At 51.8% G+C, this 12,313-nt stretch carries 13 protein-coding genes and 1 other RNA gene; 8 read left to right on the top strand and 6 right to left on the bottom strand.

All coding sequences use genetic code 11. From position 1 onward, the window contains the following. Positions 1-134: 134 nt before the first annotated feature. The 4 genes from E1H14_RS00260 to E1H14_RS00245 are packed head-to-tail and all read right to left on the bottom strand — an operon-like array spanning position 135 to position 4,619. Positions 135-1,412: an FAD-dependent monooxygenase gene (locus tag E1H14_RS00260; protein ID WP_235017341.1), complete on the bottom strand. Its 1,278-nt coding sequence runs from the start codon at positions 1,410-1,412 to the stop codon at positions 135-137. Between the two features lie 12 nt (positions 1,413-1,424). Beyond that, entirely contained in the window at positions 1,425-2,678 is a 1,254-nt protein-coding gene (ubiH, locus tag E1H14_RS00255; protein ID WP_200833996.1) for a 2-octaprenyl-6-methoxyphenyl hydroxylase, read from the bottom strand. Next, positions 2,662-4,005 carry a Xaa-Pro aminopeptidase gene (gene pepP, locus E1H14_RS00250; protein WP_149389466.1) on the bottom strand — a complete coding sequence of 448 codons (1,344 nt, stop codon included), beginning with the start codon at positions 4,003-4,005 and terminating at the stop codon, positions 2,662-2,664. The genes ubiH and pepP overlap by 17 nt, the downstream gene beginning before the upstream one ends. A 20-nt stretch (positions 4,006-4,025) precedes the next feature. After that, positions 4,026-4,619 (bottom strand): UPF0149 family protein, encoded by a 594-nt coding sequence (locus E1H14_RS00245; protein WP_149389465.1) that lies wholly within the window; start codon positions 4,617-4,619, stop codon positions 4,026-4,028. 229 nt (positions 4,620-4,848) lie between these two features. On the opposite strand from E1H14_RS00245, the gene E1H14_RS00240 reads away from it, so the two are divergent. The 4 genes from E1H14_RS00240 (at position 4,849) to E1H14_RS00225 (ending at position 6,187) form a co-directional block, all read left to right on the top strand. Beyond that, entirely contained in the window at positions 4,849-5,058 is a 210-nt protein-coding gene (locus tag E1H14_RS00240; RefSeq protein WP_149389464.1) for a TIGR02449 family protein, read from the top strand. Then, the gene (locus E1H14_RS00235) at positions 5,055-5,354 is read left to right on the top strand and encodes a cell division protein ZapA (RefSeq protein WP_149389463.1); all 300 of its coding nucleotides are present in this window, start codon (positions 5,055-5,057) and stop codon (positions 5,352-5,354) included. Before E1H14_RS00240 ends, E1H14_RS00235 begins: the two co-directional genes overlap by 4 nt. Positions 5,355-5,383: 29 nt before the next feature. Next, positions 5,384-5,563: non-coding RNA, 6S RNA (ssrS, locus tag E1H14_RS00230), on the top strand. Positions 5,564-5,587: 24 nt separating this feature from the next. Continuing rightward, on the top strand, positions 5,588-6,187 hold the full coding sequence (locus E1H14_RS00225) for a 5-formyltetrahydrofolate cyclo-ligase (protein WP_149389462.1): 600 nt from the start codon (positions 5,588-5,590) through the stop codon (positions 6,185-6,187). Here E1H14_RS00225 and E1H14_RS13315 read toward each other — a convergent pair. Further along, a complete protein-coding gene (locus tag E1H14_RS13315) occupies positions 6,177-6,302 on the bottom strand; it encodes a hypothetical protein (RefSeq protein ID WP_268814346.1) in 126 nt (41 codons plus the stop codon). The two genes, E1H14_RS00225 and E1H14_RS13315, sit on opposite strands and share 11 nt — an antisense overlap. 193 nt (positions 6,303-6,495) lie before the next feature. Then, positions 6,496-7,893: an argininosuccinate lyase gene (gene argH, locus E1H14_RS00220; protein ID WP_149389461.1), complete on the bottom strand. Its 1,398-nt coding sequence runs from the start codon at positions 7,891-7,893 to the stop codon at positions 6,496-6,498. A gap of 148 nt (positions 7,894-8,041) precedes the next feature. Here argH and hemC point away from each other — a divergent pair, with 148 nt between their 5' ends. From hemC to E1H14_RS00200, 4 genes are read left to right on the top strand one after another with little or no spacing between them, the layout of a single operon-like run. Next, positions 8,042-8,980, top strand: coding sequence for a hydroxymethylbilane synthase (hemC, locus tag E1H14_RS00215; protein WP_149389460.1), 939 nt, complete (start codon positions 8,042-8,044; stop codon positions 8,978-8,980). Next, positions 8,967-9,773 carry a uroporphyrinogen-III synthase gene (locus E1H14_RS00210; RefSeq protein ID WP_235017340.1) on the top strand — a complete coding sequence of 269 codons (807 nt, stop codon included), beginning with the start codon at positions 8,967-8,969 and terminating at the stop codon, positions 9,771-9,773. Before hemC ends, E1H14_RS00210 begins: the two co-directional genes overlap by 14 nt. Next, a complete protein-coding gene (locus tag E1H14_RS00205) occupies positions 9,770-11,005 on the top strand; it encodes a uroporphyrinogen-III C-methyltransferase (RefSeq protein WP_149389458.1) in 1,236 nt (411 codons plus the stop codon). The genes E1H14_RS00210 and E1H14_RS00205 overlap by 4 nt, the downstream gene beginning before the upstream one ends. Continuing rightward, positions 11,002-12,255, top strand: a complete 1,254-nt coding sequence (locus E1H14_RS00200) for a heme biosynthesis HemY N-terminal domain-containing protein (RefSeq protein ID WP_149389457.1) — start codon at positions 11,002-11,004, stop codon at positions 12,253-12,255. Before E1H14_RS00205 ends, E1H14_RS00200 begins: the two co-directional genes overlap by 4 nt. The last annotated feature ends 58 nt before the right edge of the window (positions 12,256-12,313 follow it).

The following is a 12,313-nucleotide window of genomic DNA, read 5'->3' as shown; positions in this document are numbered from 1 at the left end:
GGCAGGCTCATCTCGGCAGAGCCATGCCCCACACAACCGCATGTTACGCGAGACACGACCTATAAAAGTGGGGTTAATTTAACCACAAAGACAACTCAGTTCAATTCTTAAGAGAGAGGCCAAGGCAGGACACGCTAATCCCGCACAAGTGGGCGGCGTGCTAGGCTAGGCAGATCCCCAGATAAACCCATTGCTCTGAGCACTAGATGGTTTTTGAGTGCCGGTAAACGATTAAAACAGTTCATGCCTGCACTGCGTAGTAAACCCAAAGGCGCAGGCAAGGGCACAAACAAACGACGGAATGCCTCCATTGAGGCACTCATGGTCAGGTTGTCACTGCGTCTTTGCCGTTCATAACGACGCAGGACCCGTGTGCTGCCTAATACTTCACCACGCTGATGCGCCTGGATCAGAATTTCTGCCAGAGCCGCCACATCAAGAAAACCTAGATTCACACCCTGGCCTGCTAAGGGATGAATCGTGTGCGCAGCATCGCCCAACAATGCTAGTCCTGGCAGGATGTAATGCTGAGCATGGCGCTGACGCAGTGCTAGGGTTTGCCGAGGCGCGACACAGCTCACCTGACCTAAACGACCGTCAAAAGCCCGCGTTAAGGCCTGATTAAATTCAGCCGTCTCCAGCGCCATTAACTCTTGGGCGTGGGCCGGTGAGGTCGACCAAACGATCGAAGCGGTATGACCGGCGGTCTCAGCCAAGGGTAAAAATGCCAGAGGGCCGGTTTCTGTAAACCTTTGCCAGCATTGCCAAGCATGGCTTTTTTCAGTTTCAACCGTGGTCACCAGCGCATGATGGCCATAGTCCCATTGCGTCGTCGCAAAACCCGCGAGCTGCCGAGAAGGTGAGTCACCGCCCTCTGCTATCAAAGTGAGCGGACTCGTCAGTTGACGCCCATCTTTTAGGGTTAAGACACGCCGAGACGATCCCGTCTCAGGGGCTGAAATACCCTGTAACTCAGCACCTGGTTCAAAACGTACATTCTCAAATGCCAGCAAACGCTCTAGCAAGGCGGCCAAGATCACACGGTTTTCAACGATGTAACCCAAACACGACTCATGCAGCGCATCGGCTGAAAAGGAAACTTCTCCCTGTCCCATTCCATCCCAAACTTGCATCCCACGATAAGGCGCTAAACGCCGTGCTTCAACACCCGACCAGGCACCCAGATGCTCCAGCAGCGTCTGACTGGCACAACTCAGCGCACTGACACGGGTATCAAATTCCGCTGGCGGTTGGCTGTCTAAAGCGGTTAAACGCTGATGTAAACTGCCCGGTAAGCGCTCTAACAAACGCAGCTTTACACCACTGGGCGCTAATGCCAAGGCCAATGCAGCGCCGACCATACCCGCCCCTAAAATGACGATCTCTGGCTGATGTTTGCCTAGAGCTTTCACACCACCTCTCCTTTAATCCTGACCTAGATGCAAAGCGGAATGATGTAACCCCATGGCACGCCGAGCAAAAAGTGTTTTGGCGCTGGGACAAAAATCTAACGCTTGCAAAGCCAAACCCCGAGCACAAGGCAACCCAGGGAATTGCGAAGTAAAAAGTTTAAGGGCTTGATCACTCATACCAATGGTCAGTTTCTGATCTTCTAAACGTTTATCTAAAAAGATTTGTAAGCGCGACAAGCTACCGGCGGGTAGACCCAAGCGCCAGGAAGCGACGAGGTTTTCAGCTAGATCGATCACGCCACGCAAAGCTAGATTGTAGCCCTGCCCAGCAATAGGATGCAGCGCATGGGCCGCATTACCCAGCACCACCAAACCCGAACGTATCTGCTCTTTTGCTTGGATACGTTGCAAAGGGTAACTGAAACGCTGCCCCACACGCAGAAAACGTCCGGCACGATAACCAAAGGCATCCTGTAGGTCGGTTAAAAAGGCGCGATCGGCTTGTTCCTGACGATAGGGCAACAGAGCTTGCGGCTGAGTCCAGACGACTCCACAGCGTGCTTCACCCTGATGATTCGCAATGGGCAGCAGTGCCAGCGGGCCATCGGCGGTGAAACGCTCGTAAGCGATATGTTGATGAGGACGGTCCAGGCTGAGGTTAAACACCAAGGCCGACTGTTGATAATCCTCAACCTGATACTCAATACCCAACTGCTCACGTAACGCCGAGCGGCCACCATCTGCCATCACAACCAAATCGGCTTCCAACCACTCTTGACCATCACCCTGCTCAACACATAGACGATACCCACGCTCGATCGGTTGCAAAGCCGTCACTTCCGAGGCGCTCATGATCTCCAAACCCTGACCTTGTGCTGAAAAAAGCTGTTGCATCAAGACCTGGCCTAAACCCTGATTTTCGACCACATACCCCAAGGCCGGAACTCTTTCTTCTTCGGCCTGGATGCGTGTGACCCCAAATTGGCCACGATCAGAAACATGTATCTGACGTATCGGGGTGAGATGCGTCTGTAGCGCCTGCCAAACACCGGTGCGTTGATAAAAAGAACGTGCGCCATACGCCAGCGCCGTGGAGCGACTGTCATAACTTGGGGAGCGTATTTGAGAGGAGTTCTGCAGGAGATCCGCACTGTCGAGCAAGGCCACACGCAAACCGCGTGCGGCCACCTCAGGCAAAATCGCCAGCGCTAAACTGGCACCCACCATTCCGGCACCAACGATGACTAGATCATATTGCCGAATCATGCTGATCCTCCCGGCCTGATGCCATCAAGGCCTCAATCTCATCAACCTGCTTCGGTACTGTCTGAGTCAGGATGTGATGTCCATCTGTGGTCACGAGTACATCATCTTCTATACGTATGCCTATCCCACGCCAACGCGGTTCGACATCGAGATTATCCGGTGCGATGTACAGCCCTGGCTCAACGGTCATCACCATACCCGGCTCTAACGCTCGCCACTGGCCCTGTAACTTATAACGCCCCACATCATGCACATCCATGCCCAGCCAATGGCCGATACGATGCATATAAAAGGGTTTGTAAGCCTCAGCTTCAATCAAGGCGTCCACCTCACCCTGCAAAAGCCCCAGATCAACTAACCCCTCGGTCAAATGCTGTACCGATAGATCATGAATCACATTCCAAGGCACACCCGGTGCCATCGCCGCAATACAGGCTTCCTGGGTCTTTAATACCAGCTGATACAAAGCCTTCTGTTCAGGTGAGAAGCGGCCATTGACCGGAAAAGTACGCGTGATATCACTGGCATAATTGTCCAACTCACAACCGGCGTCGATCAGCACTAGATCGCCGTCTAGCAGTGGCGCCTGGTTCTCAATGTAATGCAGGATACACGCATTCGCGCCCCCGCCTACAATGGCAGAATAAGCTTGAAAACGTGCACCCTGGCGCTGACATTGATAATGTATTTCAGCTTCGAGATGATATTCATACAGGCCTGGCCGACAGACTCGCATCGCCTGACAATGCGCCTGTGCCGAGATGTCCGCCGCACGCTGCATCAAAGCCACCTCTTCCGAAGACTTAAACAGGCGCATCTCATGCACTAGACTGGATAGGGTGACCAGCTGCTCTGGAGCCTGCCACCCTTGACGCGCACCAGCTCGCACCTGGCCTAACCAAACCTGGATACGGCTGTCCAATTGTGCACTTTCACCCATGGGGTAATAGAGTGCCATCTTGCCCGACAAGAGCTCAGGTAAACGCGCATCGAGCTCAGTAAGATTAAACGCCTGATCCAGTGCAAAGTGCTGGACACAGCCTTCGGGGCCGGCACGCAAACCGGTCCAGATCTCCATCGCCGCATCACGAGGTGGACAAAAGAGGATGGCTTCTCCTTCGCTGCGCCCGGGAATCAGTAATAAAATTGCGTCCGGTTCATTAAAGCCGGTTAGGTAATAAAAATCGCTATTCTGCCGAAACGCATATTCAGTATCTCGGTTGCGATTTTGTAAGCTCGCGGCTGCCACCAAAGCGATCGTGTTGGCCGGTAAAGCCTGCAAGAGCTGACGACGACGATTCGCATAAACAGAGATAGGCAGGCGCATCTTATTGAAACCTCAAACACTTAGTGAAGAACAGGAGACTGAGCCGCTTGCGTCGGTGGCTCAACCGAATTAAATTCTGAAAACAACAGCATGAACGCCATGCGCACATATTCATAAACTTCGATGAGGCTATTCTCATCCTCTTCGGTTTCTTCTTCCGCCGACTCCAGTGCGATCTGAGCAATTTCAGCAATATCCTTCAGGCCCTCTTGCGCCTGCTCAGATAAGCTCTGAGCCGACACACAGAGTCCGAACCCCGAAAGAAAACCACTACACCATTCACCTAAGGCATCCACTCGCTGACTGAGCGCCTGTTCATCTTCAGGGACTAAGAGCTGTACCGAAAAATCATCACCTTCTAATTGCGCAAGTGTGGTGGCATACAGATCCGCCAATCCTTTACGTGCGGTATCACGCCCCTGGAGCTCAGCGCCGGTCAAATCAGCAATAACCTTAACTAGAGTGTCCTCATCGTAACGCGCACCTGCTGCCAGTTGCCCAGCAATCAAACCATGGAGTTCCGAGGGAGAAAGGGTCAACACACCCTCTTCAATCAAAAAATTGGCCAGCAGATCAAAATCTGGCAAGGTGGCCACGGCGGTGTCAGCATTCATAGATATTGAGAAACCTGTTCACTAATTCAGACCTAGGTAACCTATGCTAGCATTTAGTGATGCGACTATGAACTGAAGAAGGCAGAGCGGATTAGGGTCTATATCAAGGTTTAAGCATATAACCTGCGCTTTTTATCTACCGCAGCGCAACATGAATTGACCCTGCCAGATACGCTGTTTATATTGAAAGTATTAGCTAGCGAAGCTAAAGGACTGGAATTAGGCGACTATGAGCGAACACTATTTTAATGCCCTAGAACACAAGATCGATCTGCTGATTGCACGTAGTGAAGCGCTGGAGTTAGAAAATCAACGCTTACGTGATCAAGAGCAACGCCTGCGCGAAGAGCGCAATCAACTGCTACAGATCACCGATCAGACACAAGCTAAAGTCGAAGCCATGATCCAGCGCCTAAAATCTCTGGAGCAAAAAGCATGAATAACGCACGCAGCGTGACGGTCAAACTGCTGGACAAGGAATACACCATCAGCTGTCCGGACGGTGCTGAGGCAGAGTTGCTCGCTTCCGCCGATTATCTGAATCAAAAGATGCGTGAGATACGTAACAGCGGCAAGATCGTTGGCCTGGAGCGTATCGCCGTCATGGCCGCTCTCAACATGTCGCATGATTTATTGAAAAATAAGGAAGAACAGCGCCAGAACGTAGAGTCTCATCTACGCCGTATCACGCACAAAATTGACCGCGCGCTATCTGATCTGGACAAAGACACCTGACAAATATTCTCACTCTGGTATACTAAACTTGTCTCCTGAGGTGTTTGTGAGCCAGTTACGTCCCTCGAGCCTATATTCACACCTCTGGCAGTGCTGCTTTGATGTTGTGTGCATGTCCGTTGATCGGAAAGCCTAATACATCGAATAGTGCTTCCACTCTGAACCTTAGGGTTCAGGGCCAGAATTGGTAGCGGCATCTTGGGAGACCTTGTCAAATCCTGTTTGATGAAATCATGGATAAAAAATCTCTTCGCCAAGCCATGCGACAAGCACGTCGTGCCCTCAAGCCTGATGTACAAGCCGAAAGAGCCTTATCTCTTGCCTCTCAGCTCAAACAGCAACTCGACATTCAACGCAGCCAGCGCCTTGCACTCTATTTAGCCAATGACGGCGAATTGGATCTAACCCCCACGCTAAAGTACTTCTGGGAACAAGGCAAAGAACTCTACCTTCCTGTCCTACATCCTCTCGCGCACAACCGTCTTTTATTTGTGCACTATCATCCGAAAACAGCCATGCAGAAAAACCAATATGGTATTTGGGAACCGAAATGGACGGGGAAGAATGCTGTACCTACCTGGACGTTGGATCATGTCCTGCTGCCATTGGTCGCTTTTGATCGACAAGGGGGACGTCTGGGTATGGGCGGGGGGTATTACGATCGCAGCTTTGCTTTCTTAAGGCAAAAGGGTCGGATGCCAGGCCCCAAACTGATCGGTATTGCGCATGACTTCCAAGAAGTAGAGCGTCTTGACCTCGAGCCCTGGGATATTCCCTTACATGCGATTGCCACCAACAACGGCTACCACCTGAGTAAAACGCTTAACTGTTGAATACCTGCTGTACCAGCGTTGCGATCTCCAGACCACTTTGTGAGACACCGGTCATTAGGGTACCTATCACGAATGAAATAATGACCAAAACAAGTAAATCTGGGCTTTTTTTCATCAGTTGAGCGCTCCGCTTTGCAGGGTTGAACATGTGACCTAAACGCTCGTTTAGATCGCCTCATAGCGCCCCCAGTTTTCCATAAAAAAATATTATTGCAAGCCGATGACATAAAAAAACGCGAACTTTGTGATCCAAAATTCGCGTTTATTTTTTCTTCAGGCAAAAAAGCGGATTTCACCTTAAGAAAGCATTAATGCTCACGTATTAAGAGCGCATCACGCCCACGCTGCACCGCCGCACGTACCTGATTCGGAGCCGTGCCACCGATATGATCACGTGCCGCAACAGAGCCCTCGAGCGTCAGCACTTCCGCCACATCCGCTTCAATTACATCGGAGAACTGACGCAGCTCATCCAAGCTCATCTCACCCAGATCCTGGCCGCTTTGAATACCATAAGCGACTGACAAACCGACAATCTCATGCGCATCACGGAAAGCGACACCCTTACGCACCAAATAATCGGCAAGATCCGTTGCTGTTGAAAAACCGCGTAACGCGGCTTCACGCATCACCGGCTTACGCGCTTCCAATGCGGGAATCATGTCCGCAAAAGCACGCAAACAACCCTGTACCGTGTCCACAGTATCAAACAAAGGCTCTTTGTCTTCTTGATTGTCTTTGTTATAAGCCAGAGGCTGAGATTTCATCAGCGTCAGCAACGCCATCAAATGACCAAACACTCGGCCACTCTTACCGCGCACCAACTCTGGCACATCCGGATTTTTCTTCTGCGGCATGATAGAAGAGCCCGTACAGAAACGATCCGGAAGATTGATAAAGTTAAACTGCGCAGAAGTCCAAAGAATGAGCTCTTCGGCCATACGCGTCATGTGCATCAACAACAGACTGGAAGCCGCACAAAATTCTATCGCAAAATCACGATCCGATACGGCATCTAAAGAATTACCGGCAGGCTGGCTGAAGTTCAACAACTCAGCTGTATAAAAACGATCGATCGGATAGGTGGTCCCCGCAAGCGCCGCCGCCCCTAAAGGCATCACATTAATACGCTTACGACAATCCACAAAACGCTCATAATCCCGGCTGAGCATTTCAAACCAAGCCAAGAGATGATGACCAAAGGTCACAGGCTGGGCCGTTTGTAAATGTGTAAAGCCTGGCATAATGGTGTCTGCTTCACGTTCTGCCAGATCCAATAAGCCCTGCTGTAAGCGCGTGATCTCCTGCAAAACCAGATCCGTTTCATCGCGTAAATAAAGGCGAATATCGGTGGCAACCTGATCATTACGCGAACGCCCAGTGTGCAGCTTTTTCCCAGTAATGCCGATTTTCTGCGTCAAAGCCGCTTCGATGTTCATATGGACATCTTCCAGCTCAACCGACCAAGTGAACTCGCCGCGTTCAATCTCCATACGGATCTCACTCAAGCCGCGGATAATATCGTCACGCTCAGCCTCGCTCAGCACACCTACTTTCGCCAACATGCGAGCATGCGCAATTGAACCCTGAATATCTTGACGATAAAGACGCCTATCAAACTCTACAGAGGCGGTAAAGCGCGCCACAAAGGCGTCTGTAGCCTCAGAAAAACGTCCACCCCACTGCTGATTGGTTTTGCTGCTCATCCGACTCTCCACTGGCTCGCACTGTCATGGCAAATGGCGCTAATTATACCAGTTTCCTTGAAAAAAGGGCGGCGTTTAACCTGAGCTCAAGAGTTCTGCTACAATCCCTGACAATCTTTACAAGCCTTATTGCACAACAGGATCTTTCATGACAAACAAGCCCATACGTATCGCTACACGACGCAGCCTCCTGGCTCTCTGGCAAGCGGAATATGTCAAAGCCGAATTGCAAAAACACCATCCGGGCTTGGAAGTTGAACTCGTTACACTCGTCACTCAAGGCGACAAAATCCTAGATACTCCATTGGCCAAAATTGGTGGTAAGGGACTGTTTGTCAAAGAACTTGAAAGCGCCATGTTGGAAAATCGTGCGGACATCGCCGTACATTCGATGAAAGATGTCCCAATGGAATTTCCTCAAGGTTTAGGGCTGGCTGTGATTTGTCCGCGTGAAAACCCTACGGATGCCTTTGTCAGCAATCACTTTGCCAACCTTGATGCCCTACCCCAGGGAGCACGCGTAGGCACCTCCTCGTTACGTCGTGAAGTTCAACTGCGGGAGCGCCGTCCTGATCTTCAAGTCAGCAGCCTGCGCGGAAATGTACAAACACGCTTAAGCAAACTGGATCAAGGCGAGTTTGACGCGATTATTCTAGCCACTGCAGGATTGCTCCGCTTGCAGCTACACGACCGTATAACGAGCATTATGACTCCGGAAGAGAGTCTCCCCGCCGGAGGCCAGGGCGCGGTCGGCATCGAGTGCCGCATGGATGATGAGCAACTGATTCAACTCTTACAACCTTTACACGACCGACCCACGGCCATACGTGTTCTAGCGGAAAGAGCGATGAACCGACGTTTAGAAGGGGGGTGCCAGGTGCCCATCGGTTGTTACGCCGAACTGGATACCAATGAAGACATGCTCTGGTTACGTGGCTTAGTTGGACGACCCGATGGCTCCAAAGTGTTACGTGATGAAATACATGGCCCCGCCCAGGAAGCCGAACAACTGGGGATTAAGCTGGCAGAACGTTTGTTAGCCGCCGGCGCCGGTGAAATTTTAGCGGATGTTTATGCCCAGAAGTGATGCTTTACACGGCCAAGTCTGTCTGGTCACACGACCTGCACACCAAAACCAGGGGCAAATCGCTCAATTGAGCGCCCTGGGTGCTGAAGCGCTGACACTGCCATTGATCAGCATTGAGCCCGTGAGTGATCAGTCTGAATTTGGGCTGATCTTAAAAGAGGCCATCTTAAACCTGGATCGGTATCAAGCGGTGATTTTTGTCAGCCCAAACGCCGCTCGCTTAGGCGCAGACTGGATAGATCGTTACTGGCCGCAGTTACCGATTGGAGTTGAATGGATCGGTATAGGTGAGCAAACCACACAGGCTCTGCAAGCAGCCGGTTTCCCTGCTTGGCACGCAGCAGGTTATGACTCAGAAGCCTTGTTAGCCGATGCCCGCACTCAAGCGGTCGCCGGACAGCGTATTTTGATTCTGCGCGGCAACGGTGGACGTGAGCTGCTCAGCGAGACGCTGACTGAGCGTGGTGCTCAAGTAGACCGCTGCTGTGTTTATCAACGTCTTTGCCCTGAATACCCTCAAGCGCTTATCGAAAGTACTATTTATCATCCTTTTTTATCCGCTATCCTCATTACCAGTGGTGAAGGACTGAAAAATCTGATGTATCTGGCACAACGCGTAAAACACGCCAGTATCGACACACTACTCAGTCGCCTTATCCTTGTTCCCAGCCGGCGCCTCTATGATCAGGCGCGCTCTTTGGGATTTACTCAGATACGGGTTGCATCGGGAGCTGACGACCGCTCCATGATTGCTGCCCTGCTCCCAGCCAATGATTTGGAAGAACAGGCATGAAAGAGACCCCAGAAGAACAACGCACAGACGCGAATGACATCGCAAACGCAGAGCAGCCATCCACTACCTCGGCTGACGCTACGCATGACCCCTCTAAAGAGCCTGAAATCCAGCCAGATAGCGCACAAGCGTCGGATGCTAACCCTCAAACCTCACAGCAAAAATCTGAACCGAACTCTTCTGCAGCCATAGCCGCCACTCAAGGCCATTGGTCGGGCAAAACGGCTCTTGTACTATCATTGGCGGCTCTCGGTCTAAGCGGATATCTGTTCTGGCAAGCGCAGCAGGTCTCACAGCAACAAGCCCTGGTTGCTGCACAGATCGAAGCTCGACTCGCCGAGGCACAAGCCGAAGTGGCTAACACCGTGTCGGGCGTTAACCAACAGCTCGGACAATTGCAAGAGCGTGCCAGCAGTGGCCAGCGTAATCTGGATGAGTTGCATGAACGTCTGACCCGCAGCATCCAGCAAGTGACCGCTCAGCAACAGATTTCTGAGAAGGACTGGCTGTTAGCAGAATCGGAATATCTGCTGCGCCTCGCGAACCAGCGCGTTCTGATGGAACAGACCAGTGCCGGTGCACTGAGTCTATTAAAAGCAACCGATGAGCTTCTTCTGGAAGCAGACGATGTTGCGCTCTATCCCGTCCGTCAAGCGTTGGCTCAGGATATCGCGGCGCTCGAAGCCGTCCCACAAGTGGATGTGGAGGGCCTCTTCCTGCGTATCAGCGCTTTACGCCAACAGGTACCGAATCTGCGTATGACACCCGTGACGGATCGCCGCCAGCTCCCTGATTTGCTGGAGTCCATCACGCCTGAGGATCTGAAAGAAACCTGGGGCGCCGGTGCGAAGGCCGCGATGAACCGTGCTTTAGACACGCTGGGCCAGCTGATCATCATTCAACATCGTGATGAGCCGGTCGAACCCTTATTATCTCCTGAACAAAGCTACTACCTGCAGCAGAACCTGTTCTTAATGCTAGAGCAAGCTCAACAAGCTCTGTTGCAACGTCAACAGGGCGCTTTCCGCGACACCCTCGGCAAAGCCTCCGAGTGGATCGCGATCTACTACGAGAGTACGGACAGCACCACGCAAGCATTACTACGCAGTCTGGATGAATTAAAAGCCCTGGAAATTGCCCCGGAGCTACCATCCATCGCTGGCTCACTCGAAGCACTAAAGAGCCACATGAATGAACTGCGTCGACTGAAGCGTGAAGGAGGCTCGCAATGAAGCGTCTCTTTTTACTTCTACTCTTAATCTTAGTGGTGGGTGCCTGGACCGGTCAGCTCATGGTACGTGACCCTGGCTATGTACTACTGGCATTCGAGCAGACCACAGTCGAAACCAGCCTCTGGGTCTTTATTGTAGCCACGCTGCTGCTTTTCCTTATCCTGCATGGTGTGATTAATCTGCTTTCTGGCATCCGCCTGCCTGAACTGGGCTGGGGACAGTGGCGTCTGAAACGCAAACGCAAAGCCGCTGAACGTTCAACATTGCGTGGCCTGCTTGCCCTGTCTGAAGGGAACTGGCAAAAAGCGCAAAAAGATTTGATCGCTTCAACTCAGCATGCCGCCATCCCTTTTATCAACCAAACTGCCGCGACAAAAGCCGCAATGGAGCAGGGTGATTTTGACACGGCGGAAAAACTGATTCAGCAAGCACGCCGACAAACCCCTCACGCCAAACTGGCTCTGGATATTCTTGCCATTGAGTTAGATATCGCACGAGGTGAATTACGCTCGGCACTTTCTACACTAGTGGCACTGCGACGCCAACACTCGCAGCATAAAACACTCCTCAGCCTACAACTGGGCATCTATGAGCGCTTGCAAGATTGGCAAGGTATCTTGGATCTATTACCTGAATTAAAGCGCCAAAACCTCCTGGATAATGCGCGCTGGGAAGCCTTAGCCGAGCAAGCCACGATTACACAACTGCATCAACAGATCGACCCTAAAGCGGGACTGACTGCGGAAGTGCAACGCAAACAGCTACAAAGCTTCTGGCAAAGCCTGCCGGAAGCTGCGCGCGATCTCGATCCAGTGGTCGCCGCGTATGTCGAACAGCTGCTCAACCAAGCGGGAGATAAACTGGCCGAATCTCTGCTGAAAGAGCGCCTGAATCGACGCTGGAGTGATTTGTTAGCGGGGCTTTATGGACGCATTCAAGGCGACAAGGCGCAGAGGCGTTATGAGCAAGCACAGGCCTGGCTGGTTGAACAAGAGCAGAGTCCCGAGTTGCATCTCACTCTGGCGCGTTTGGCTCAACAGTTACAGAACTGGGATCAGGCCTGTCTGCACTTTGAAGCCGCTTTAACGCTGAAAGCTGAACTGGCCTGGATGGCCGAATATGCACGCTTGTTACAGCACCTCGGCCAACAGGACAAAGCGAATCTTTGGCTGAATCGCGGCTTTGAACAGGTGGCCATTTTGGCACCGAAACTGCCAATGCCTGAACCTGCTCTTAGTTCACCCAGTTAAGGGGGCTCTCAGATAAGGCAACTCTGTCTCCCTTAAAACCTTAATCTTTAAAGGAGAC

Origin of the sequence: Nitrincola tapanii (assembly GCF_008368715.1) — a bacterium.
GTDB lineage: Bacteria > Pseudomonadota > Gammaproteobacteria > Pseudomonadales > Balneatricaceae > Nitrincola > Nitrincola tapanii.
The sequence above is the reverse complement of the archived record's forward strand: the minus strand, read 5'-3'. Positions and strand labels throughout refer to the sequence as shown.

Bases quoted from the DNA above. Each gene is read 5' to 3' on its own strand.
- ubiH (WP_200833996.1), bottom strand. From the start codon at position 2,678: ATGATTCGGCAATATGATCTAGTCATCGTTGGTGCCGGAATGGTGGGT.
- pepP (WP_149389466.1), bottom strand. From the start codon at position 4,005: ATGCGCCTGCCTATCTCTGTTTATGCGAATCGTCGTCGTCAGCTCTTG.
- E1H14_RS00245 (WP_149389465.1), bottom strand. From the start codon at position 4,619: ATGAATGCTGACACCGCCGTGGCCACCTTGCCAGATTTTGATCTGCTG.
- E1H14_RS00240 (WP_149389464.1), top strand. From the start codon at position 4,849: ATGAGCGAACACTATTTTAATGCCCTAGAACACAAGATCGATCTGCTG.
- E1H14_RS00235 (WP_149389463.1), top strand. From the start codon at position 5,055: ATGAATAACGCACGCAGCGTGACGGTCAAACTGCTGGACAAGGAATAC.
- E1H14_RS00225 (WP_149389462.1), top strand. From the start codon at position 5,588: ATGGATAAAAAATCTCTTCGCCAAGCCATGCGACAAGCACGTCGTGCC.
- E1H14_RS13315 (WP_268814346.1), bottom strand. From the start codon at position 6,302: ATGAAAAAAAGCCCAGATTTACTTGTTTTGGTCATTATTTCATTCGTG.
- argH (WP_149389461.1), bottom strand. From the start codon at position 7,893: ATGAGCAGCAAAACCAATCAGCAGTGGGGTGGACGTTTTTCTGAGGCT.
- hemC (WP_149389460.1), top strand. From the start codon at position 8,042: ATGACAAACAAGCCCATACGTATCGCTACACGACGCAGCCTCCTGGCT.
- E1H14_RS00210 (WP_235017340.1), top strand. From the start codon at position 8,967: ATGCCCAGAAGTGATGCTTTACACGGCCAAGTCTGTCTGGTCACACGA.
- E1H14_RS00205 (WP_149389458.1), top strand. From the start codon at position 9,770: ATGAAAGAGACCCCAGAAGAACAACGCACAGACGCGAATGACATCGCA.
- E1H14_RS00200 (WP_149389457.1), top strand. From the start codon at position 11,002: ATGAAGCGTCTCTTTTTACTTCTACTCTTAATCTTAGTGGTGGGTGCC.